This is a genomic window from Pseudomonas putida, from assembly GCF_002025705.1.
Taxonomy (GTDB): Bacteria; Pseudomonadota; Gammaproteobacteria; order Pseudomonadales; family Pseudomonadaceae; genus Aquipseudomonas; species Aquipseudomonas putida_J.
This window is the reverse complement of the sequence record NZ_CP018846.1, coordinates 5,748,951-5,771,237: the sequence shown is the minus strand read 5'-3', so window position 1 is coordinate 5,771,237 and position 22,287 is coordinate 5,748,951. Positions and strand designations below refer to the sequence as shown.

Below are 22,287 nucleotides of genomic sequence, written 5' to 3'. Positions count from 1 at the left end.
GCCCGGCTGAAAACCGATAAGATTGCGCAAACTTGTCAGAAAAACTCACAGGTAACATGGCTCACGACCTACCACCCCTCAATGCCCTGCGGGCCTTCGAAGCCACTGCCCGGCTAAATAGCGTCAGCCAGGCGGCCGAGGCGCTGCACGTCACTCATGGCGCCGTCAGCAGGCAGATCAAGGTACTTGAAGAACACCTAGGCGTGGCCCTGTTCGTCAAGGACGGGCGCGGCATCAAACTCACAGATGCCGGGGTGCGCCTGCGTGACGCCAGCGGTGAGGCGTTCGACCGCCTGCGCAGTGTGTGCGCCGAGTTGAGCCGGGATGTGAGCGAGGCGCCGTTCGTGCTGGGTTGTTCCGGCAGCTTGCTGGCGCGTTGGTTCATCCCCCGATTGGGGCGGTTGAAGGCTGACCTGCCCGAACTGCGCCTGCACCTTTCGGCAGGCGAAGGCGATCTCGATCCTCGCCGGCCCGGGCTGGATGCGTTGCTGGTGTATGCCGAACCGCCGTGGCCGTCGGACATGCAGGTCCATGTGCTGGCGCAGGAGCGCATCGGCCCTGTGCTGAGCCCACACTTCGCCGGCTTCGACCGCTTGCAGGCCGCACCCGCCAAGGCCCTGCTGGACGAAGCCCTGCTGCATACCACCTCACGGCCGCAGGCTTGGCCAACCTGGGTGGCAGAACAAGGGCTGGAGGCTGGCTCGTTGAAGTACGGCCAGGCGTTCGAGCATTTGTATTACTTGCTGGAGGCGGCGGTTGCCGGCCTGGGGGTAGCGATTGCGCCACAACCGCTGGTGGCCGATGACCTGCGAGCGGGCCGCTTGAGCGCGCCTTGGGGCTTTTCGCCGACCCCTGCCGCGCTGGCGCTGTGGGTGCCCCGGCGCGCCGCAGACGGGCGCGCCGAGCAGCTGGCGCAGTGGCTACGCGCCGAGCTGGCCAGGCAGAGCGCTTAGTTGCGCTTGCACAGCAGGTACGCCGCCAGCAGGCCCAGCGCGCCTATGGCAACGCCCGCTGTGGTGTACGGGTGCTCCTGGGCGTAGTCGCGGGTGGCGATGCCGGTCTGGCGGGTGCGCTCTTTGACTTCCTCATAGGCATCGCTGATTAGGCTGCGCGAGTGGCGCAGCGCGCTTTCGGCGTTGCTGCGCATGGCCTTCACTGACTTCTGGGTTTCCTCGGACGCATCGTGCTTCAGGTTCTCCAGGCTTTTCAGGAGGCTTTCGATCTCCGCTTCCATGCTTTCCAGGGACGTTTTACGCAGCGAGTTGCGGTGCATGTTGACTCTCCTTTGCAGTATGGACTGTAAGGATTGCGACCCCCGGGCTTCCGGAAAGTGCGATCGAACTTTAGCGAAAGGCCGCGGCTCGCAGGTAAACCAGGCCTACGCTGCTAGGCTCAATTTCACCGTCACCCAAGGAGAGCGCTCATGACCGATCATCACACCTACAAGAAGATCGAGCTGGTGGGTTCGTCCCCCACCAGTATCGAAGAGGCGATCAACAATGCCTTGGCCGAAGCCGGCAAGAGCATCAAGCACCTGGAGTGGTTTGAAGTGGTCGATACCCGTGGCCATATCCGCGACAACAAGGCGGCGCATTTTCAGGTCACGCTGAAGGTTGGTTTCCGCATTGCCAATAGCTGAAACATTGCCGGGCTGGAATAGCCTGGCGTGATGGCGTTATAACTCCGGAGGGCGCCTTGGCGGCGCCCTTTTGTCTTTTCTCATCTGTACAAGGAATGCGATCGATGAAGAAACTGATGCTGGCTGTGGGTTTGATGGTCTTGGCGGGCGGTGCGATGGCGGCCGGGAAACCGTGCGAAGAGCTCAAGGCGGAGATCGCAGCGAAGCTGGATGCCAAGGGTGTGAAGGGCTACAAGCTGGAGGTCGTCAAGAAGGGCGAGCCGGCTGGCAAGGTGATTGGCAGCTGTGAGGGCGGTAGCAAGGAGATTGTCTACCGCCGTGGCTGATGCGTTGCATTCTTCGCGGGGTTACCCGCGAAGAAGGTCACTCGCTCTTCAAGGCCTGCGCCATCAGCTCATAGGACCGGATCCGGTCCGCATGCTCATACAAGTCACAGGTAAAGATCAGTTCATCCGCCCCGGTCTGCTCCAGCAGCACCTCCACCTTGGCCCGGACTTTCTGCGGGCTGCCGATCATCGCCAGGCCCAGGAAACTCCCCACTGCATCGCGTTCATGGGGCAGCCATAGCCCATCCATGCTCGGCACAGGTGGTTTTTGCATCAGGCTTTGCCCGCGAATCAACGCCAGGATGCGCTGGTACACCGAGGTGGCCAGGTACTCGGCCTGCTCGTCGGTGTCTGCCACGACCATCGGAATGCCCAGCATCACATAGGGCTTGTCCAGCGTGGTCGATGGCTTGAAGTGGTCGCGATAGATGCGGATCGCCTCATGCATGTAGCGCGGGGCGAAGTGCGAGGCAAAGGCGTACGGCATGCCGCGCATGCCAGCCAGTTGGGCGCTGAACAGGCTGGAACCGAGCAGCCACAGGGGCACGTCGGTGTCGTGGCCGGGTACGGCGATCACTTTTTGATCATCGGTGCGCGGGCCGAGGTAGCGCGACAGCTCCTCGACGTCATCCGGGAAATCGTCGGCGCTGCCAGCGCGGTCGCGGCGCAGGGCGTAAGCCGTCATCTGGTCGGAGCCAGGTGCGCGGCCCAGGCCCAGGTCGATACGCCCTGGATACAGGCTGGCCAATGTGCCGAACTGCTCGGCAATCACCAGCGGAGCATGGTTGGGCAGCATGATGCCGCCGGAACCGACGCGGATGGTCGAAGTGCCGCCCGCCAGGTAGCCGATCAGCACCGATGTGGCCGAACTGGCGATGCCGTCCATGTTGTGGTGCTCGGCCACCCAGAAACGGTTGTAGCCAAACCGTTCGACATGCCGGGCCAGGTCCAGCGAGTTGTGCAGTGATTGCGCCGGGCCTTTGTCGGCGCGCACTGGCACCAGGTCGAGGGTAGAAATCTTCAGGTCACGCAACTGCGTCATCGGAGCCTCCGCAAGAGTGGTTGGCCCGCAGGCCCTTTTGACTCTGTATGGGCAGATTCGGAGGATTCAATGCTCACTGGGCGATTGCTCTGAACTTGCTGTAGGACGCTGACCTCGAAAGTGTAGGTAAGTAACCCTACGACCAGGAGGCATCATGAAAAAGACAGCATCGGCGATCTGGCAAGGTGGCCTGAAGGATGGCAAAGGCCTGCTTTCTACTGAAAGTGGTGCACTCAAGCAGAACCCATACGGTTTCAACACCCGTTTCGAGGGCTCGCCCGGGACCAACCCGGAAGAGCTGATTGGCGCGGCCCATGCTGGCTGCTTCTCGATGGCGCTGTCGATGATGCTCGGGGAGGCCGGGCTCACCGCGGATCGCATCGATACCATTGCTGAAGTCACGCTGGACAAACAACCTGACGGCTTTGCCATCACTGCCGTGCACCTGATTCTCAAGGCCAAGGTGCCAGGGGCCAGCGAGGCGCAGTTCCTCGAAATCGCCAACAAGGCCAAGGCCGGTTGCCCGGTGTCGAAGGTGCTGAACGCAAAGATCAGCCTGGATGCCACATTGGTGGGCTAGACCGCGCAACGGCGGCGGTTTGCTGTAGTCTAAACAGCGTCGGCAGCGCAGCTGCCTTGCCAGGAGCCGTTCCATGATTCGCGTAGCAATCGCCGTGCTGGCTTCGCTTGTGGCCACTTCTGCATTGGCGGCGGTGAAACCGTGCGAAGAACTCAAGGCTGAGATCGAAGCCAAGATCCAGGCCCAGGGTGTCACGTCCTACACCTTGGAAATCGTGCCCAACAGTGAGGTCAAGGATCAGAACATGATCGTCGGTACCTGCGATGGCGGGACGAAGAAGATCATTTACCAGAAGAATGATCGTTGAATGACTGGGGCCGCATTGCGGCCCCAGTGTTTGTTACGGGATGCAGAACACGTCGCTTGGCTCGTTCACCACCACCTTGCGGCTGGCGTCGTACAGCAGCACCTGCGGGTCCATCACCGGCGCCCGCGCCTCTAGCCGATAGCGTTCGCCTGCCTTGAAGTCATCGAAGCGCACAGTCAGGTAACAGGTACGATCCTTCGGGCTGGTCAGCATGCCGCCGGCATAGATCTCGTAATCGAACCGCACCACCAGTTCATGTTTGCCGGGGGTTATCTGGAAGTAGCGGCCATCGTCCAGGCGTTGGCCATCCAGGCGGTCGGCCATCAGCAGGCGACCAGGGGTGACGGTGTAGAGATCGACCCAGGCCTTGCTGGGGTCAACGGGGGGCAAGGGGCTGGCGCAAGCCCCCAGTGCACTGAGGGCGATCAGCATCATGGGCTGGCGCATGGCAAAACTCCCACTCGCGATACACGAGTTACAAGCATAGCGCCGTTTGTGTCGTTCAGGTGCGTTGGCAACCTGCTGGCAGGCCCTGACCGACCAGTTTCTGCTGGTGGTCGTAGAGTTTGATCCAGGGGCGGAAGCCGATGCTGCCGGCATGCAGCTGGTAGCGTTGGCCGGCGCTGAAGTCCTTGAAGGTCAGCTTGACCTGGCAATCACGCCACAGTGGCTCGTCGACCGGGCCGATATTGCTCGGTGTGACCGGGAACTGGTAGCGCACGGTCAGCTCGTGGCTGCCGGGTTGCACTTCGAAGTAGCGGCTGTCGGCCCATTCGCGCTCGTCCACCTGGGTGGCGTCCAGCGAAGTATCGCCGTAAGGGGTGAGGTCTACCCAGGCCAGGTTCGGGTCCGGGTCAGGCAGGGTCGAACAGGCAGACATCAGCAGCAGTGAGCTGGTGACCAACAGTGCACGCATGGCGAAACTCCCCCTTGGCGAGATAGTCTTGGAGCGCATAGGCCTTGAGCGAGTTGGATAGCCCCAGATGGATCTCTTTGTTCTTTTCAAGCGCTCAGGCCCTGGGCCACTCGACCGCCTTTTCAGGCGTTTGGTTCCGCTGCTGGGTGCCTTTCTGCTGAACGGTTGCAGCACCATCGGGTATTACGGCCAGTTGGCCGAGGGGCAATGGCAGTTGCTGCGGGCGCGCCAGCCTGTGGACCGGGTGATCGCCGACCCGGCCAGCAGCCCGCGCTTGCGTGATCGCCTCGTGCATGCAGAAAAAGCACGGGTGTTTGCCAGCGAACAGCTGAAGCTGCCTGATAATCGCAGCTACCGGCTCTACGCCGACCTGCAACGCCCCTATGTGGTGTGGAACGTGTTCGCCACACCTGAGTTGTCGCTGCAGCCGGTAACTCACTGCTTCCCTGTCGCAGGCTGCGTCGCCTACCGGGGCTATTACCGCCAGGGCGCTGCGCGGGGGGCGGCGGCGTTGATGCGCCAGCAAGGCCTGGACGTGTACGTGAGCGGTGTCGAGGCCTACTCGACGCTGGGCTGGTTCGATGACCCGATCCTGTCGTCGATGGTCGGCTGGGGGGATGAGCGGCTGGCCACGCTGATCTTCCATGAGCTGGCTCATCAGCGCTTTTATGTGCAGGACGACACCGAGTTCAACGAGTCGTTTGCCACCTTCGTCGAGCAGGAGGGCACCCGGCAATGGCGTGCAGCGCGTGGGCTTGCGCCGATCAGTGCAAATCAGTTGCAGCAGAGCGACCAGTTCACCCGCTTGGTGCTGGCCAGCCGCGAGCGGTTGCAGGCGATCTATGCCGGGCCGCAGGACGATGCCCACAAGCGGGTGGCCAAGCAGGCGGAGTTCGAGCGTTTGCGGGCGGAGTACAAGCAGGTGCGGGACAGCCAGTGGAACGGTGACAAGCGCTATGACGCCTGGATCTATGCGCCGTTGAGCAATGCCAAGCTGTTGCCGTTCGGGCTTTATGACCAGTGGGTACCGGCGTTTGCGGCCTTGTTCCGGGAGGTAAACGGAGATTGGGGGGTGTTTTACGAGCGGGTCGAGGCTTTGGGGCGGTTGCCGATCGAGGAAAGGAAAGCCGCGTTGCGGCGGTTGATGTGAGTCTTTGAGATTTTGGGGCCGCTCTGCGGCCCTTTCCGACCGGTCCGGCGCCCCGGCAAGGCCGCTCCTACAGAAGCACGCAATCCCTTGTAGGAGCGGCCTTTTGTCGCGAAAGGGCTGCGCAGCAGCTCCATGGCCTTCAGCCCTGGATGAAAGCCTGATGCATATCGGCCACGGTCGCGAAGTGGAAGGCCGGCGCCTCGGCCATCAGCTCTTCCTGGCTGCCAAACCCGTACCCCACCGCCACCGCCTGCAAGCCATTGCTGCGGGCGCCGATCAGGTCATGCTTGCGGTCGCCGATCATCAGCGTCTGCGCCGGATCAAGCCCTTCTTCGTCCAGTAAGTGGCGGATCAGCTCGACCTTGTTGGTCCGTGTGCCGTCCAGTTCGCTACCGTAGATCACCTTGAAGTGGTGGTCGAAAGCAAAGTGCCGGGCAATTTCACGGGCGAATTCCCAGGGTTTGGAGGTGGCGATGTACAGCGTCCGGCCTTGGCCATTCAGTGCTTCGAGCAGCTCGGGCACACCCTCGAACACCAGGTTTTCATAAAGCCCGGTGACTCGGAAACGTTCCCGGTAGAAGTTCACCGCTTCCCACGCCTTGGCTTCATCGAAGCTGTAGAACTGCATGAAAGCCTGCAGCAGAGGCGGGCCGATGAAGTGTTCGAGGCGGGTCAGGTCGGGCTCATCGATGCCCAGCTTGGCCAGGGCGTACTGGATCGAACGGGTGATGCCCAGACGTGGGTCGGTCAAGGTGCCGTCGAGGTCGAAGAGAATATTCTGCTGGTGCATGTGCGTCTCGGTAGTCGGGTTCATTCCGGTTGGTCGTAGCCTTCGGCCAGGTGCTGGTCCTTGAGCTTGACGTAGTTGCCGGCGCTGTAAGGGAAGAAGGCGTGCTCCTGGTCGTTGAGCAGCCGGACTTGTTTAACCGGGCTGCCCATGTACAGGTAGCCACTGACCAGGCGTTTGCCGGGCGGCACCAGGCTGCCGGCGCCGATGATGACTTCGTCTTCGACAATGGCGCCATCCATGATGGTGCTGCCCATGCCGACCAGGATGCGGTTGCCCAGGGTGCAGCCATGCAGCATGACCTTGTGGCCGATGGTCACCTCGTCACCGATGATCAGCGGAAAACCGTCGGGGTTGAAGGGGCCTGCGTGGGTGATGTGCAGCACGCTGCCGTCCTGCACACTGGTGCGTGCGCCAATGCGGATGCGGTGCATGTCGCCGCGGACCACCGTCAGCGGCCAGATAGAGCTGTCTTCACCGATTTCCACATCACCCAGGACCACCGCCGAACGGTCGACAAAAGCCCTGAGTCCCACTTTCGGAGTGTGTTGCTGGAAGCTGCGGATGGCCATGATAGCGTCTCTCATCTGTGCCGATAGGCAGGCTGCCTGCTGCGGTCGGCGTCGATTGTAATTAAGATGGGGCAGTGTTTCTCCTGCCAAGGTATCCGAACCGTGAGTGCGAACAACCCGCTTCTGCAGTCCTACGATCTGCCGCCCTTCTCGCAAATCCGTGCCGAACACGTGTTGCCGGCGATCGAAGCGATCCTGGCCGACAACCGTAAAGCCATTGCCGAGATCCTCGAACAGCAGGGCAGCAACCCTACCTGGGCCGGCCTGGTGCTGGCCATGGACGAACTGAACGACCGCCTGGGTGCCGCCTGGAGCCCGGTCAGCCACCTCAATGCAGTGTGCAACAGCCAGGAGCTGCGCGAGGCTTATGAGTCTTGCCTGCCAGCGCTGAGTGCCTACTCTACCGAACTGGGCCAGAACCGTGCGCTGTTCGAAGCCTATCAGGCACTGGTAAGCAGCCCGGAAGCCGCGGGTTTCGATGTGGCGCAGAAGACTATTCTCGACCACGCCCTGCGGGACTTCCGCCTGTCGGGCATCGACCTGCCGGCCGACCAGCAGCAGCGTTATGCCGAAGTGCAGAGCAAGCTCAGCGAGCTGGGCAGCCGCTTCTCCAATCAGCTGCTCGACGCCACCCAGGCGTGGACCAAGCACGTCACTGACGAGGCCGCGCTGGCTGGCCTGACCGATTCGGCCAAGGCGCAGATGGCCGCCGCCGCGCAGGCCAAGGGCCTCGATGGTTGGCTGATCACCCTGGAGTTCCCCAGCTACTATGCGGTGATGACTTACGCCAGCGACCGCGCCCTGCGCGAAGAGCTGTACGCCGCCTACTGCACCCGTGCCTCGGACCAGGGCCCGAATGCCGGCCAGTTCGACAACGGCCCGGTCATGCAGCAGATCCTCGACCTGCGCCAGGAGCTGGCGCAATTGCTGGGTTATCCGAACTACGCCGAACTGAGCCTGGCCACCAAGATGGCCGAGTCCAGCGACCAGGTGCTGAGCTTCCTGCGTGACCTGGCCAAGCGTTCCAAGCCATTCGCCGCCCAGGACCTGGAGCAGCTCAAGGCTTACGCCGCCGAGCAGGGTACCCCCGAGCTGGCCAGCTGGGACGCCGGCTACTTCGGCGAGAAGCTGCGCGAGCAGCGCTACAGCGTGTCGCAGGAAACCCTGCGCGCCTACTTCCCGATCGACAAGGTGCTCGGCGGCCTGTTCAGCATCGTGCAGCGCCTGTACGGCATCGAGATCGCCGAACTCAAAGGCTTCGACAGCTGGCACCCGGACGTGCGCCTGTTCGAGATCAAGGAAAACGGCCAGCACGTCGGCCGCTTCTTCTTCGACCTCTACGCCCGCGCCAACAAGCGTGGCGGAGCCTGGATGGACGGCGCCCGTGACCGCCGCCGTACGGCTGGCGGCGAGCTGCAGAGCCCGGTCGCCAACCTGGTGTGCAACTTCACCCCGGCTGCGCCTGGCAAGCCTGCGCTGTTGACCCACGATGAAGTCACCACCCTGTTCCACGAATTCGGCCACGGTCTGCACCACATGCTGACCCGTATCGAGCATGCCGGTGTTTCCGGTATCAACGGTGTGGCCTGGGACGCGGTCGAACTGCCGAGCCAGTTCATGGAAAACTGGTGCTGGGAGCCGGAAGGCCTGGCGCTGATCTCCGGCCATTACGAAACCGGTACCGCCCTGCCCCAGGACCTGCTGGACAAGATGCTGGCGGCGAAGAACTTCCAGTCCGGCATGATGATGGTGCGTCAGCTGGAGTTCTCGCTGTTTGACTTCGAGCTGCACGCCAGCCACGGCGACGGCCGCAGCGTGCTGCAGGTGCTCGAAGGCGTGCGTGACGAAGTTTCGGTGATGCGTCCGCCGGCGTACAACCGCTTCCCCAACAGCTTCGCGCACATCTTCGCTGGCGGTTATGCGGCAGGCTACTACAGCTACAAGTGGGCTGAAGTGCTTTCGGCCGACGCCTTCTCGCGCTTCGAAGAAGAAGGCGTGCTGAATGCCGAGACCGGCCGCGCGTTCCGTGAAGCGATCCTGGCCCGCGGCGGTTCGCGCGAGCCGATGGAGCTGTTCGTGGACTTCCGTGGGCGTGAGCCTTCCATCGATGCATTGCTGCGCCACAGTGGCCTCACCGAGAGCGCTGCGGCATGAGCGAGGTAGCCGTGAACAAGACCAAGAAGCGCTTCATCGCCGGGGCGGTGTGCCCGGCGTGCAGTGAGCCCGACAAGCTGATGATGTGGAGCGAAGACGACGTGCCGCACCGTGAGTGTGTGGCTTGCGGTTTCACCGACACTCTCAACGAGCAGGGCCTGTCTGTGCCCAAGGAGCTCGGCACGCGGGTCAACCAGCTGGCGCCGAAGGCGGCGCCGGCCAAGGTCCAGACCGTGCAGTTCTTCCCTAACCCCAAGCTGAAGAAACCGGCTGAGTGAAGCCGTCGTGCCGCCCGGGCCTCGTGCTCGGGCGGGCATGCCCGGGTGGTAGATAGTCAGGCCACCCCTCTGCTGTTGGCCATGCAAGCTCGCCTGCTCTTCAATTCGAGCAAGGCGATGCTTCATGGACAACCCTCTGTTGCAAAAAAGCGCAATTCCCGTCGATTACACCTCGATCACGCTGCAGAACATGGGCGAGGCCTTCGATCATGTGTTGCTTGAGCACGAGCAAGGTATCGAGCGCATCATCGCCGATCAGCAGGCATTGCCAACCTGGGATGACCTGGTGCTGGCCGTGGATGGGCTGGATGCCCAGCTTCTGGCGGTGCTGTATGGCGTCCTGCCGTTGGTTGGCACGGATCAGGGCTGGGCCGAAGCCATTATCGATTTCCATGCCAGGGCTTCGGCGCGGTTCGATCAGAAATTCGTCAATATAAGGCTGCAGGCCCTGTATGAGAGCCTGGCCAATAGCGAGATCGGCAAGCAGCTGGATGCCCAGAAGCGCGCTACCTTGCGCTGGCACCTGAACAAGTTCGCCTCCAGCGGGGTGCTACTCGACAGCGCCGGTAAGGCGCGTCTGGCGGAAATTCAGAGACAGACGGCCTCTGCAAGCGCAGCGTTCCTCAGCAACATCGATCGGCCAGGGTTGCTGGTTGCCGATGAGTCTGAGATGAGCGGCATTCCACAGCGGATCCGCGATGAGCTGGCCGCACGGGCACGTGAAACGGGTGAGGCGGGCTGGTTGATCCCTTGCGAAAGCGTGGCAACCGACGCTGTGCTCATACACGCAGGTAACCGGGGGCTACGTGAGCGAGTGTATCGGGCTTACCACGGCCGCGGTGTCAGCACCGACCCGCTGCGGGACAACCGCCTGCTATTGCAGCAACTGGCACGCTTGCGAGAGGAAAAGGCCCATCTGCTCGGTTTTGCCAGCCATCTGGAGCAAAGCCTGCAGGCCAAGAGTGCGGGTTCGGTTGCCCAGGTGCGCGACTTGTTGCATGACCTGGCCGATCATGTCCGGCCTGCAATGCGGCAATGGCGGTCGGCTATGGAACGCCAAGGCGCAATTCAGGGATTGGCGAATGTGCAGCCCTGGGACGTTGCTTTCCTGCAGGCGTCGGCGCAAACCGAGCTTTCCACCGAGGCCCTGCGAGCTTACTTCCCGCTGGACACGGTGGTCGCCGCGCTGCAGCAGTTGCTGCTGCAATTGTTCAATGTGGTGCTGCAGCCCAGGCAGTTCGCTACATGGGCTGAAAGCGTGCAGACGTTCGAAGTCTGGCAGGATAATGCCCTCATCGGTTTTCTGTACCTCGATGCCGTGCAACACGCCGCCAAGCAGGCTGATGCGGTGTTCACCACCTATATCCGTAACCGCCGTATCGATGCCGAAGGTATCTACCAGGCCGCCTCGGTGGTGGTGTTTTGCGATATACCGCAGCCGCTGGATGGTAGCCAGCCGCTGCTTGACCACCTGTCGCTACGCAAACTGTTCCATGAGTTTGGCCATGCCCTGCACCATCTGCTGGTGCGCACCAACAATCATGTCATGTCCAATGTCACCGAGCTTGGCACCGATGGCGTCGAACTGTTCGGCAAGCTTTTCGAGCGCTGGGTATGGGATGCGGATTACCTGGTGTCGATCTCGGCGCACCAGCAGGATGGTCGCCGACTCACCCGGCCTCAGGCCGATGATTGCCTGCGCAGGTTGCGCCAGCAGGGGGTGGAGGAAATTGCCCGCCACCTGAGCCTGGCCCTGTTCGACATCGACCTGCATGCCACACCGAATGATGGCAGGAGCCTGGAGCAGCGTTTGAGCGATGCCCGGGAGCGATGCGGATACTGGCCGCTGGCCGAGTTCGAGCACCCAGCCCACGCGTTCGAGCACCTGGTGACTGGCTACGATGCTGGCTATTACGCCTATTTGTGGTCAGATGTGCGTGCATTGGATCTGTTCACCCGGTTCGAGGCCAGTGGCCTGCTGGATCGGGCAACAGGCAAAGCGTTTGAACAGACGTTGTTCGCACCGGGGGCCACGCGCCCGCTGAGCGAGGGAATTGAAGCGTTTCTGGGGCGGCCAGCGCGTTCACAGGCTTATCTGCGCTGGCATGGGCTGACCTGAAGCGCTGACCGGAGGTGCTGTAAAGAACATCAAGCACAATGTACTGTATATGAATACAGTATAGGGGCGAGCCATGATTTTTCCAGCACCGCAAAAGGGCCGTGGCACGGCACAAAATCCGCACAACCGCTTCGCGCCAAGCTATTCGGTGGCGGAGGATGACGGTTGGTACCAAGAGGTACCGCAGACTCAGGGTACCGAGGTACGGATCGAAACGGCGAAATCGGTCATCAGCCGCAATACCTCCCCCGACCTGCCCTTCGACCGCTCGATCAATCCCTACCGGGGTTGCGAGCATGGCTGCATCTACTGCTATGCCCGCCCTTCCCATGCCTATTGGGATCTTTCCCCTGGCCTGGATTTCGAGACCAAGCTGATCGCCAAGACCAATGCCGCCGAAGTGCTTGCGCAGCAGTTGAGCAAGCCGGGCTATGTCTGTGCACCGATCAACCTGGGCTCGAACACCGACCCCTATCAGCCTATCGAGCGTGAACAACAGCTGACCCGACGGTTGCTGGAGGTACTTTTGCGTTTTCGCCACCCCGTGACCATCGTCACCAAGGGCGCGCTGGTGTTGCGCGACCTCGACCTGCTGGCCGAAATGGCCAGCCAACGTCTGGCACGGGTGATGATCAGCCTCACGACCCTGGACGACGACCTCAAGCGGGTGCTCGAACCCCGCGCGGCATCACCCAAGGCCAGGTTGCGGGCCATTCGTGTACTGCGCGAGGCCGGTGTGCCGGTAGGCGTCTTGTGCTCGCCGATGATTCCGATGATCAACGACAGCGAGCTGGAGCACTTGCTGGAGGCTGCCAAGGAAGCGGGCGCACAGAGTGCTGCCTACATGATGCTGCGTTTGCCGTTGGAAGTGGCGCCGTTGTTCGAGCAGTGGCTGCAGGACCATTACCCGCAGCGCGCGGCCCATGTGCTCAGCCTGATTCGCCAGAGCCGGGGCGGCGAGTTGTATGACAGCCGCTTTGGTGCGCGGATGCGTGGCGAAGGGATCTTTGCCGAGTTGTTGGCGCAGCGTTTTGCCAAGGCCATGAAGCGGCTGGACTTTGCCGGCCGTGAGGCGCAGCCCCTGGACTGCTCGGCGTTCTGCCCGCCGGGTGGGCAGATGGCGTTGTTCTGATGGCAGTGGCCATCCCCAGCTCAGCTAATTCGAGGTGATAATTGTGCTAATGGCTCTTGGCAGTTGATGCTTTTTTGCTATTATTCAGCTCCCGCCTTTTCGATCTGGAACACCCGTTCTAGAGCCTCCGAATTAAGTTTCAGTTAAGTTTTCCCCGCTAGCGTAGCAATCCTGTCAACGAAGACTGTGATCTATCGCTCCCGCGCGTCATCTAAATCTGCGCATAGCCAGAATCTTTCACCGGTAAAATGGATTTACCTACACACCGTCAAGAGGATGAATCATGCCCGTCAAGGACCCATCCAAGGTCGTTCCGCAAGCCCCCGCGGAGAGCGCCGATGCCGCCCTGAAGCACATCGTCGACGGCTTCCTGCGCTTTCACCATGACGTCTTCCCCGAGCAGCAAGAGCTGTTCAAGAAGCTCGCCACCGCGCAAACCCCGCGCGCCATGTTCATCACCTGTGCCGACTCGCGCATCGTCCCCGAGCTGATCACCCAGAGCTCGCCGGGCGACCTTTTCGTGACCCGTAACGTCGGTAACGTGGTACCCCCTTACGGCCAGATGAACGGCGGCGTGTCCAGCGCCATCGAGTACGCCGTATCGGCATTGAAGGTGCATCACATCATCATCTGCGGTCACTCGGACTGTGGCGCCATGCGTGCGGTGCTCAACCCGCAGTCATTGGCCAAGATGCCAACGGTTTCCGCCTGGCTGCGTCATGCGGAAGTGGCCCGCACCGTGGTCGAGAACAACTGTTCCTGCGGCAGCGAGCACGAAACCATGCAAGTGCTGACCAAGGAAAACGTGATCGCCCAGTTGCATCACCTGCGTACGCACCCGTCGGTTGCGTCGCGCCTCGCCGCAGGTGAGCTGTACATCCATGGCTGGGTGTACGACATCGAGACCAGCAAGATCGAAGCCTACGACGCTGTCAGCGACAGTTTCCTACCCCTGGCCGCTGGCCAGCCGGTGCCAAGCGCCACTCCGAGAGGCCGCTACTAAGCGACCCGTCCACAGCTGAACCTTGAATAGCCGGCTGCACCTATCGCGGGTGTGGCGCGGCCTTCGGCTGCCTTGAAAATGCCCTGACTGCCCTGCCGGCGATCTCGCTGGCGGCCCGCGCCTGCGCGCTCGTCAGGGGTCAAACGTGCCCACGGCCAGCGGAATGGCCGTGCGACAGAGAAAGGAGAAAGATGGTGAACATGACACAGTTGAAAGCGGCCCTGCCGCGTGAGTTGCTGGCGTCGGTAGTGGTGTTCCTGGTTGCCCTGCCGTTGTGCATGGGCATCGCGATCGCCTCGGGCATGCCACCGGCCAAGGGCCTGATCACCGGCATCATCGGCGGTATCGTGGTCGGCTTCCTGGCGGGTTCGCCGTTGCAGGTCAGTGGGCCGGCGGCTGGCCTGGCGGTGTTGGTGTTCGAGCTGGTACGCCAACATGGCATGGCGATGCTCGGGCCTATCCTGCTGCTGGCGGGGATTCTGCAATTGCTGGCCGGGCGCCTGCGCCTGGGGTGCTGGTTCCGCGTCACGGCGCCGGCTGTGGTGTACGGCATGCTCGCTGGCATTGGTGTGCTGATCGTCCTGTCGCAGGTGCATGTCATGTTCGACACGGCGCCGCAGCCGTCGGGCATGCAGAACCTGCTTGAGTTTCCCGCGACCGTGAGCGCTGCCCTGCCGCTGGAAAATGCAGGTTCAGGCTGGATGGCCGGTGCGCTCGGGCTAGGTACCATTGCCATCATGTGGGCCTGGGAGCGCCTGCGGCCACAGAAGCTGCGTTTCGTACCCGGTGCGTTGCTGGGCGTGGCGGCAATGACCGCCGTCGCCATGTGGCTGGCGCTGCCGGTGAACCGCGTGCAAGTGCCGGCTGACCTGTCCGAAGCGATCGACTGGATTCGCCCGGATGACCTTATGCAGCTCGCCGACCCGACCCTGTTGGTGGCGGCCTTCGCGCTGGCGTTCATCGCCAGTGCTGAAACCTTGCTGTCGGCAGCAGCGGTGGATCGAATGCACAACGGCCAGCGTTCGGACTTCGATCGCGAGCTTTCGGCACAAGGCATCGGCAACATGCTCTGCGGGCTCCTCGGAGCCTTGCCAATGACCGGTGTGATCGTGCGCAGTTCGGCCAACGTCCAGGCCGGCGCGCAAACTCGTGCCTCGGCCATCCTGCATGGCTTGTGGTTGCTGGCGTTCGTGGTGGTACTGAGCAGCGTGCTGCAGCAGATTCCGGTGGCGAGCCTGGCAGGCGTGCTTGTCTACACCGGCATCAAGCTTGTCGATTTCAAGGCGCTGCGGGGGTTACGCCGCTATGGGCGGATGCCGATGTTCACCTACGTGGCGACGGCCATGGCGATCATCCTCACCGACCTGTTGACCGGTGTGTTGCTGGGCTTTGCGCTGACACTGCTGAAGCTGGCATTCAAGGCCGCGCGCCTGAAGATCTGCCTTGTCCAGCTGGAGCCCCGTGGCCATATGGAGCTGCGCCTGAGCGGGGCGGCAACCTTCCTCAAGGTACCGGCACTGACCCAGGTGCTCGATAGCGTGCCTGCCGGCAGCACCTTGCATGTTCCGCTGGCCAACCTTACCTACATCGACCATTCATGCCTGGAACTGCTGGAGGACTGGAGCAAGACCAGTGGCTCCACCCTGCGCATCGAGCAGCGGGGGCTCAAGCGCAGGGTGGAAGGGCGCTTACGCAGCGTTGCTGGTACTTGAGGTCAGCTCTTGATCTCGGTCATCTCCGGTGCACCCGGCCAGGTACCTGTCAGGTTCACGGTACGGGTGCCGCCCAGCCACTCACTGGCAGGCGTGTTCCACCTCATCGACTTGCGGGTATTCGAGCCGATGTTGATGAACTCCACAGTCAGCACCATCTCGGTGGCGGTCAGGGGGATTTCGCCGAAGCTGGCCGAGCTTCCACCGATCACGGTCCTGGAGTCTTCGACCGGGCCGGCCGGGGTCTGGTAGGACAGTGTGATCTTTGTGGTGTAAGTGGTGAAGGACGATGCCTTGCTGTCCACCAGCAGGTTCAGTACGCCGATCTTGCCGACCCAGCTCGGGATCAGCACCCGGCTGCCTGCGAACGAGGCAAAGGTATAGGCGACGGGCAGAGGTTCGGTTGCCACTTCACCGCTTCTGGCCGGCAGGGTATGTGTTTCGACTTCGCTGGAGTTGCTGGTGAACACGTAGCTCGACTTGCCTTTGCCGTTGATGCCGTCTTCACCGAGCAGGCGGTTCAGACCGCTTGCGCTGCCCGAGACGGTGAAGCTGGCCTTGCTCTTCTTCGCCGCTGCATTCAGGCCGCTGCTGGCGTAGATGACTGAGGTCACCACGCCAAACCCTTCAGAGATGCCGCTGCTGGTGGCCATGTTCAACTTGCGCGCCTGGGCAAGCAGCCAATCGTACTGGTCATCGAGGACGGTAAGGTTGCTGATCGCATGCTCCCCGGCGATCGCAAACTCCGAGGTAATGGAATTCTCTTTGTCGAAGGTCCATTCCAGCGCGGCATCAGGTTTGACCTCGGCACCGGTGTTCGGGTCAAAGATCACCCCCCCGACATTGGCGTTGATGCTCCTGCACGTCACGCCCGTGGACTTGAAATCCCACTTGCGGCTTTGCTGGTTCTTGCTGATCTCGACGCCGGGCAGGCAGTCGGCGACAAGTTTGAAGTCGCCGGAGTCGGCGTCGATGATGCCGACCGCGCCCGGCTTGATGGAGGGGTTGAGGCCCCAGTTGCCCCATATCGTGCGATAGGTACTGCGCAGCAGGTCCGTGTAGATCCGGTTTCTTCTGATCGTCATTGTCATCACCTTGAAATGGAAAAGGCCGCCCTAGGGCGGCCGGATGACATTAATGATCGAAGGTGGGGGGCAGCAGCGGGAGCGCTTTCCCCCACCGGCTCGGCAGGTCAGGCGTTGGCCTGGCCAAACTCTACGTTCAACTGGCGCGACAGGCACGGCCAGCGCTTCCAGGCTTCGCCCGTCTGCGGGCTGCGGAGGGTTTCGCGATACGCTTCCACCGACTCTGCGGCGAAGCTTTCGTCGTCCAGCATTTCATCCACCGAATGGTGCACTACCTCATCCAGCTGGTTGGCGAAGGTTTCGCCGATCAACTGGTGGGCGATAAGGTTGGCCACGGTGGTGTCGACCGGAATCAGCGGCTGCTGGAAGTGGCGGATGTACAGGTCGTTGACCTCCTCCACCAGGCGGTGCGCAAGGTACGCCTCATCCAGCAGGCAATCGAGGCCCACATGCCCCTGCATCACGCTCGGCGGCTGCAGGAAATAGGCTTCGGCAATTTTCAGCACAGGTTTGATCTGGGATTCGATCCCCGCTTCACGGGACACGTTGTGGGCAGCTTCCAGCAGCTCCGGAACTTGATCGATGTAAGCGCTGACGAAGCGCGCCAAAGTACCCTGGGCGTCCTGCTCAGGCAGTTGGATCGAGGGGTGCAGGTGTGGCAGTTGCAGCTCGAGACGCTCTTTCAGTTGGCCGGTGCGGCCTTCGTGATCGTGGGCTTGGCTAATCTGCTCGCGTACAGCAGCGATGTTCATGACAACTCCAGGGACAAGACGTTTCAGACGGAAGACACTAAATTAGCTCGGTATACAGAATACCTAAGACGCATTTGTTATAAATCGCGCAAACGTGTGCGCAGTTCGGCATATCGCAATGCCATTATTTTGCCATAACCCATCAAGCCCGGGCCTTTGCAGGCTTTTCCCTAATTCGTGAAGTTCATTTCACCGGTGCCGTTGCGTGCCGTTGGTCGCTGTCTATACTCCGGTTGAACGTGATTCGTTGATGAGGCCCGACTGCTTTTGCAGGGGCTCGGTCGTCGAAGCCAGGTAGTCTTGACCGCCGTTCCCTCTTGCCGCAGGCCACGCCTCCGGGACTACAAGAACGAGAAGGGGAACCCGCAATGATGCGACATCCACATGTCTGGATGGGCCTCCTGTTGTGGTCGGTTTTTGGTCAGGCCAACGCCGCCTGGACCGTGAACATGCACCCGGGGGCGACGGAAGTCTCCAACGCCGTGTTCGACCTGCACATGACGATCTTCTGGATCTGCGTGATCATCGGCATCGTTGTGTTTGGTGCGATGTTCTGGTCCATGGTCATCCACCGCCGTTCCACTGGCCAGCAGCCTGCGCATTTCCACGAGCATACCTGGGTGGAAATCCTCTGGACCATTGTCCCCTTCCTGATACTGGTGGCCATGGCCATTCCGGCCACCAAGACCCTGATCGACATCTACGACGCCAGCGAATCGGACATCGACATCCAGGTCACCGGCTACCAGTGGAAGTGGCACTACAAATACCTGGGCCAGGATGTGGAATTCTTCAGCAACCTGGCCACCCCCGCCGAGCAGATTCATAACAAGGCGCCCAAGGACGAGCATTACCTGCTCGAAGTGGACCAGCCGCTGGTGTTGCCGGTGGGTGCCAAGGTGCGCTTCCTGGTGACCGCCGCCGACGTCATCCACTCCTGGTGGGTGCCGGCTTTCGCGGTCAAGCGCGACGCCATCCCAGGCTTTGTCAACGAAGCCTGGGCCCGTATCGAGAAGCCCGGCATCTACCGCGGCCAGTGCACCGAGCTGTGCGGCAAGGACCACGGCTTCATGCCGGTGGTGGTCGAGGTCAAGTCCAAGGCTGATTACGACACCTGGCTCGGCGAGCGCAAGGCCGAGGCCGCCAAGCTCAAGGAGCTGACCAGCAAGGACTGGACACTCGAAGAGCTGGTCGAGCGTGGCGACAAGGTCTACCACACCACCTGTGTGGCCTGTCACCAGGCCGAGGGCCAGGGCCTGCCACCCATGTTCCCGGCGCTCAAAGGCTCGAAAGTGGCCACCGGGCCGAAGGAAGAACACTTGAGCACGGTGTACCACGGCCGCCCGGGCACGGCGATGGCCGCGTTCGGCAAGCAGCTTTCGGAAGTCGACATCGCCGCCGTGGTCACATACGAGCGCAACGCCTGGGGCAACAACAAGGGCGACATGGTCACGCCGAAGGACGTGCTGGCGCTCAAGCAGGCAGAAGCCAAGTGAACCGGGTTTTGCGCGGCAATCAGCGGATTGCAGGAGACAGGACATGAGTGCAGTGATCGACGACCACGCCCACGGCCATGACCACGCCCACGGCCCGGCCAAGGGCCTGATGCGCTGGGTGCTGACCACCAACCACAAGGACATCGGCACGATGTACCTGTGGTTCGCCTTCATGATGTTTCTGCTCGGCGGCTCGTTCGCCATGGTCATTCGCGCCGAGCTGTTCCAGCCAGGGCTGCAGATCGTGGAGCCTGCGTTCTTCAACCAGATGACCACCATGCATGGCCTGATAATGGTGTTCGGCGCAGTGATGCCGGCCTTTGTCGGCCTGGCCAACTGGATGATCCCGCTGATGATCGGCGCGCCCGACATGGCCCTGCCGCGGATGAACAACTTCAGCTTCTGGCTGCTGCCGGCGGCCTTCCTGCTGCTGGTTTCGACCCTGTTCAGCCCGGGCGGCGGGCCGAACTTCGGCTGGACCTTCTACGCCCCGCTGTCGACTACCTACGCCCCGGCCAGCGTCACCTTCTTCATCTTCGCCATCCACCTGATGGGCATCAGCTCGATCATGGGCGCGATCAACGTGATCGCCACCATCCTCAACCTGCGCGCCCCAGGCATGACCCTGATGAAGATGCCGCTGTTCGTCTGGACCTGGCTGATTACCGCGTTCCTGCTGATCGCGGTGATGCCGGTGCTGGCTGGCGTGGTGACCATGATGCTGATGGATATCCACTTCGGCACCAGCTTCTTCAGCGCCGCCGGTGGCGGTGACCCGGTGCTGTTCCAGCATGTGTTCTGGTTCTTCGGCCACCCCGAGGTGTACATCATGATCCTGCCGGCTTTCGGCGCGGTCAGTTCGATCATCCCGGCGTTCTCGCGCAAGCCGCTGTTTGGCTACACCTCCATGGTGTACGCCACCGGCGCCATTGCCTTCCTGTCGTTCATCGTCTGGGCCCACCACATGTTCGTGGTCGGCATCCCGGTGGTCGGCGAGCTGTTCTTCATGTACGCCACCATGCTGATCGCCGTGCCCACCGGGGTGAAGGTGTTCAACTGGGTCAGCACCATGTGGGAAGGCTCGCTGAGCTTCGAGACGCCGATGCTGTTCGCCATCGCCTTCGTCATCCTGTTCACCATCGGAGGTTTCTCCGGGCTGATGCTGGCCATCGCCCCGGCGGACTTCCAGTACCACGACACTTACTTCGTGGTGGCGCACTTCCACTATGTGCTGGTGCCCGGGGCGATTTTCGGCATCTTTGCCTCGGCCTACTACTGGCTACCGAAATGGACCGGCCACATGTATGACGAGACCCTCGGCAAGCTGCATTTCTGGCTGTCGTTCGTTGGCATGAACATGGCCTTCTTCCCCATGCATTTCGTGGGGTTGGCCGGGATGCCACGGCGTATTCCCGACTACAACCTGCAGTTCGCCGACTTCAACATGGTGTCGTCGATCGGGGCCTTCCTGTTCGGCACTACGCAGCTGTTCTTCCTGTTCATCGTCATCAAGTGCATCCGTGGCGGCGCACCTGCCCCGGCCAAGCCCTGGGATGGCGCCGAGGGCCTGGAATGGTCGATCCCCTCGCCTGCGCCTTACCACACCTTCCAGACCCCACCGGAAGTGAAGTAGGAGCGCCACCATGAAGGGCTCATCGCTCAAGCGCCTGGTCACCCGCCTGCTGCTGCTGACGGTGGTGATGTTCGGCTTCGGTTTCGCCCTGGTGCCCATGTATGACGTGATGTGCAAGGCATTCGGCATCAACGGCAAGACCGGCGGGCAATACGAGGGCAGCCAGGTCAGCGACCCGACGCGTTCGGTACGGGTGCAGTTCATGTCGACCAACGCCAGCGACATGGTCTGGGACTTCTACTCCAAAGGCGACGAGCTTGAGGTCAACCCGGGGGCGGTGAACCAGATGATCTTCGTTGCGCACAACCCGACCAACCGGCCGATGAGTGCGCAAGCGATACCCAGCATCACCCCGGCCGAGGCCGCGGCGTATTTCCACAAGACCGAGTGCTTCTGCTTTACCCAGCAGGTGCTGCAGCCCGGCGAACGCATCGAGATGCCGGTGCGCTTCATCGTCGACCGCGACCTGCCGGCCAGCGTGAAGCACCTGACACTGGCCTACACCTTGTTCGACATCACTGCGCGTCATCCGCCGGTCGCCCATGCCGCGGTACAGGACGTCCAGGGCGCCCGTTGAGGGAAGGAGAACAGCAATGGCAAGTCATGAGCATTACTACGTTCCGGCGCAGAGCAAGTGGCCGATCATCGCCACCATCGGCATGTTCATCACGGTGTTCGGCCTGGGCACCTGGTTCAACGACATCAAGGCCGGCCACCCGTCGTCACACGGGCCGTTGATCTTCTTCGTCGGCGCGCTGTTCCTGGCCTACATGTTGTTCGGCTGGTTCGGCTCGGTGGTTCGCGAGAGCCGCGCCGGGCTGTACAGCCCGCAGCTGGACCGCTCGTTCCGTTGGGGCATGAGCTGGTTCATCTTCTCGGAAGTAATGTTCTTCATGGCCTTCTTCGGCGCGCTGTTCTATGTGCGCGTGCTGGCCGGGCCCTGGCTGGGCGGTGAAGGGGCCAAAGGGGTGGCGCACATGCTGTGGCCGACCTTCGAGTTCACCTGGCCGCTGCTGCACACGCCGGACCCGAAACTGTTCCCGCCGCCCAAGGAAGTGATCGACCCGTGGCACCTGCCGCTGATCAACACCATCTTGCTGGTCAGCTCCAGCGTGACCATTACCATCGCGCACCATGCCCTGCGCCGTGACCACCGCGGCCCGCTGAAATTCTGGATGGCGCTGACCATCCTGCTGGGTCTCAGCTTCATCTCGCTGCAGGCCTACGAATACCACGAGGCCTACACCAAGCTCGGGTTGACCTTGGGCTCGGGCATCTATGGCGCGACGTTCTTCATGCTTACCGGCTTTCACGGCGCCCACGTGACCCTGGGCACGATCATCCTGATCGTGATGTTCGTGCGCATCCTGCGCGGGCACTTCAACCCCGACAAGCACTTCGGTTTCGAGGCGGCGAGCTGGTACTGGCACTTCGTCGATGTGGTGTGGGTGGGGCTGTTCATCTTTGTGTATGTGCTCTGACAGGCCATTGAGGGCCCTTTGTAGGAGCGGCCTTGCCGCGGCGCCGGACCGGTCGGAAAGGGGCGCGTAGTAGCTCCAGGATTTCAGCTTGACTGCACAGAATGCCGGGGCTGCTCCGCAGCC

At 62.0% G+C, this 22,287-nt stretch carries 24 protein-coding genes; 16 read left to right on the top strand and 8 right to left on the bottom strand.

All coding sequences use genetic code 11. The features are described from left to right. Positions 1–56 precede the first annotated feature (56 nt). Entirely contained in the window at positions 57–953 is an 897-nt protein-coding gene (locus tag BUQ73_RS26005; RefSeq protein ID WP_079230231.1) for a LysR family transcriptional regulator, read from the top strand. Here the strand turns inward: BUQ73_RS26005 and BUQ73_RS26000 are convergent. Next, positions 950–1,273 carry a DUF883 family protein gene (locus BUQ73_RS26000; RefSeq protein ID WP_027917148.1) on the bottom strand — a complete coding sequence of 108 codons (324 nt, stop codon included), beginning with the start codon at positions 1,271–1,273 and terminating at the stop codon, positions 950–952. The genes BUQ73_RS26005 and BUQ73_RS26000 overlap by 4 nt on opposite strands. A 150-nt stretch (positions 1,274–1,423) precedes the next feature. Here BUQ73_RS26000 and BUQ73_RS25995 point away from each other — a divergent pair, with 150 nt between their 5' ends. Beyond that, positions 1,424–1,639 carry a dodecin gene (locus tag BUQ73_RS25995; protein ID WP_003253076.1) on the top strand — a complete coding sequence of 72 codons (216 nt, stop codon included), beginning with the start codon at positions 1,424–1,426 and terminating at the stop codon, positions 1,637–1,639. 104 nt (positions 1,640–1,743) lie between these two features. After that, on the top strand, positions 1,744–1,965 hold the full coding sequence (locus BUQ73_RS25990; protein WP_079230230.1) for a DUF1161 domain-containing protein: 222 nt from the start codon (positions 1,744–1,746) through the stop codon (positions 1,963–1,965). 37 nt (positions 1,966–2,002) lie between these two features. On the opposite strand, the gene BUQ73_RS25985 is transcribed toward BUQ73_RS25990, so the two are convergent. Continuing rightward, the gene (locus BUQ73_RS25985; RefSeq protein ID WP_079230229.1) at positions 2,003–3,007 is read right to left on the bottom strand and encodes an LLM class flavin-dependent oxidoreductase; all 1,005 of its coding nucleotides are present in this window, start codon (positions 3,005–3,007) and stop codon (positions 2,003–2,005) included. A gap of 154 nt (positions 3,008–3,161) precedes the next feature. On the opposite strand from BUQ73_RS25985, the gene BUQ73_RS25980 reads away from it, so the two are divergent. Both BUQ73_RS25980 and BUQ73_RS25975 read left to right on the top strand, forming a co-directional pair. Then, complete coding sequence (locus BUQ73_RS25980) at positions 3,162–3,587, top strand: OsmC family protein (protein WP_027917152.1); 426 nt, start codon at positions 3,162–3,164, stop codon at positions 3,585–3,587. Between the two features lie 73 nt (positions 3,588–3,660). Continuing rightward, positions 3,661–3,894 (top strand): DUF1161 domain-containing protein, encoded by a 234-nt coding sequence (locus tag BUQ73_RS25975; protein ID WP_027917153.1) that lies wholly within the window; start codon positions 3,661–3,663, stop codon positions 3,892–3,894. Positions 3,895–3,927: 33 nt separating this feature from the next. On the opposite strand, the gene BUQ73_RS25970 is transcribed toward BUQ73_RS25975, so the two are convergent. After that, entirely contained in the window at positions 3,928–4,341 is a 414-nt protein-coding gene (locus BUQ73_RS25970; RefSeq protein WP_027917154.1) for a hypothetical protein, read from the bottom strand. Positions 4,342–4,396: 55 nt separating this feature from the next. Further along, positions 4,397–4,810, bottom strand: coding sequence for a hypothetical protein (locus BUQ73_RS25965; protein WP_027917155.1), 414 nt, complete (start codon positions 4,808–4,810; stop codon positions 4,397–4,399). A gap of 67 nt (positions 4,811–4,877) precedes the next feature. Between BUQ73_RS25965 and BUQ73_RS25960 the strand changes: the two genes are divergently transcribed. After that, a complete protein-coding gene (locus tag BUQ73_RS25960) occupies positions 4,878–5,960 on the top strand; it encodes an aminopeptidase (RefSeq protein ID WP_079230228.1) in 1,083 nt (360 codons plus the stop codon). A gap of 139 nt (positions 5,961–6,099) precedes the next feature. On the opposite strand, the gene BUQ73_RS25955 is transcribed toward BUQ73_RS25960, so the two are convergent. Beyond that, on the bottom strand, positions 6,100–6,750 hold the full coding sequence (locus tag BUQ73_RS25955; protein ID WP_079230626.1) for an HAD family hydrolase: 651 nt from the start codon (positions 6,748–6,750) through the stop codon (positions 6,100–6,102). Positions 6,751–6,770: 20 nt separating this feature from the next. Continuing rightward, entirely contained in the window at positions 6,771–7,319 is a 549-nt protein-coding gene (locus tag BUQ73_RS25950) for a gamma carbonic anhydrase family protein (RefSeq protein WP_027917158.1), read from the bottom strand. 102 nt (positions 7,320–7,421) lie between these two features. Between BUQ73_RS25950 and prlC the strand changes: the two genes are divergently transcribed. From prlC to BUQ73_RS25920, 6 genes are all read left to right on the top strand, one after another. After that, a complete protein-coding gene (gene prlC, locus BUQ73_RS25945; RefSeq protein ID WP_237772732.1) occupies positions 7,422–9,473 on the top strand; it encodes an oligopeptidase A in 2,052 nt (683 codons plus the stop codon). Beyond that, a complete protein-coding gene (locus BUQ73_RS25940) occupies positions 9,470–9,751 on the top strand; it encodes a YheV family putative zinc ribbon protein (RefSeq protein WP_054884391.1) in 282 nt (93 codons plus the stop codon). Before prlC ends, BUQ73_RS25940 begins: the two co-directional genes overlap by 4 nt. Positions 9,752–9,875: 124 nt before the next feature. After that, on the top strand, positions 9,876–11,870 hold the full coding sequence (locus BUQ73_RS25935) for a M3 family metallopeptidase (protein WP_079230226.1): 1,995 nt from the start codon (positions 9,876–9,878) through the stop codon (positions 11,868–11,870). Positions 11,871–11,943: 73 nt separating this feature from the next. Next, entirely contained in the window at positions 11,944–13,002 is a 1,059-nt protein-coding gene (locus BUQ73_RS25930; RefSeq protein WP_079230225.1) for a PA0069 family radical SAM protein, read from the top strand. Positions 13,003–13,285: 283 nt separating this feature from the next. Then, complete coding sequence (locus BUQ73_RS25925; protein WP_027917163.1) at positions 13,286–14,005, top strand: carbonic anhydrase; 720 nt, start codon at positions 13,286–13,288, stop codon at positions 14,003–14,005. A 191-nt stretch (positions 14,006–14,196) separates the two neighbouring features. Next, positions 14,197–15,717 (top strand): SulP family inorganic anion transporter, encoded by a 1,521-nt coding sequence (locus BUQ73_RS25920; protein WP_416171803.1) that lies wholly within the window; start codon positions 14,197–14,199, stop codon positions 15,715–15,717. A 2-nt stretch (positions 15,718–15,719) separates the two neighbouring features. Here the strand turns inward: BUQ73_RS25920 and BUQ73_RS25915 are convergent, their stop codons facing one another. Then, positions 15,720–16,802 (bottom strand): hypothetical protein, encoded by a 1,083-nt coding sequence (locus BUQ73_RS25915; protein ID WP_079230224.1) that lies wholly within the window; start codon positions 16,800–16,802, stop codon positions 15,720–15,722. Between the two features lie 107 nt (positions 16,803–16,909). Beyond that, a complete protein-coding gene (locus tag BUQ73_RS25910; RefSeq protein ID WP_027917166.1) occupies positions 16,910–17,554 on the bottom strand; it encodes a hypothetical protein in 645 nt (214 codons plus the stop codon). 368 nt (positions 17,555–17,922) lie between these two features. Between BUQ73_RS25910 and coxB the strand changes: the two genes are divergently transcribed. From coxB to BUQ73_RS25890, 4 genes are read left to right on the top strand one after another with little or no spacing between them, the layout of a single operon-like run. Next, positions 17,923–19,050 carry a cytochrome c oxidase subunit II gene (coxB, locus tag BUQ73_RS25905; protein ID WP_079230223.1) on the top strand — a complete coding sequence of 376 codons (1,128 nt, stop codon included), beginning with the start codon at positions 17,923–17,925 and terminating at the stop codon, positions 19,048–19,050. A gap of 43 nt (positions 19,051–19,093) precedes the next feature. Beyond that, a complete protein-coding gene (gene ctaD / locus BUQ73_RS25900) occupies positions 19,094–20,683 on the top strand; it encodes a cytochrome c oxidase subunit I (protein WP_027917168.1) in 1,590 nt (529 codons plus the stop codon). Positions 20,684–20,693: 10 nt separating this feature from the next. After that, positions 20,694–21,260, top strand: a complete 567-nt coding sequence (locus BUQ73_RS25895; RefSeq protein WP_079230222.1) for a cytochrome c oxidase assembly protein — start codon at positions 20,694–20,696, stop codon at positions 21,258–21,260. 16 nt (positions 21,261–21,276) lie between these two features. Next, entirely contained in the window at positions 21,277–22,164 is an 888-nt protein-coding gene (locus tag BUQ73_RS25890) for a cytochrome c oxidase subunit 3 (RefSeq protein ID WP_079230221.1), read from the top strand. Positions 22,165–22,287: the final 123 nt, after the last annotated feature.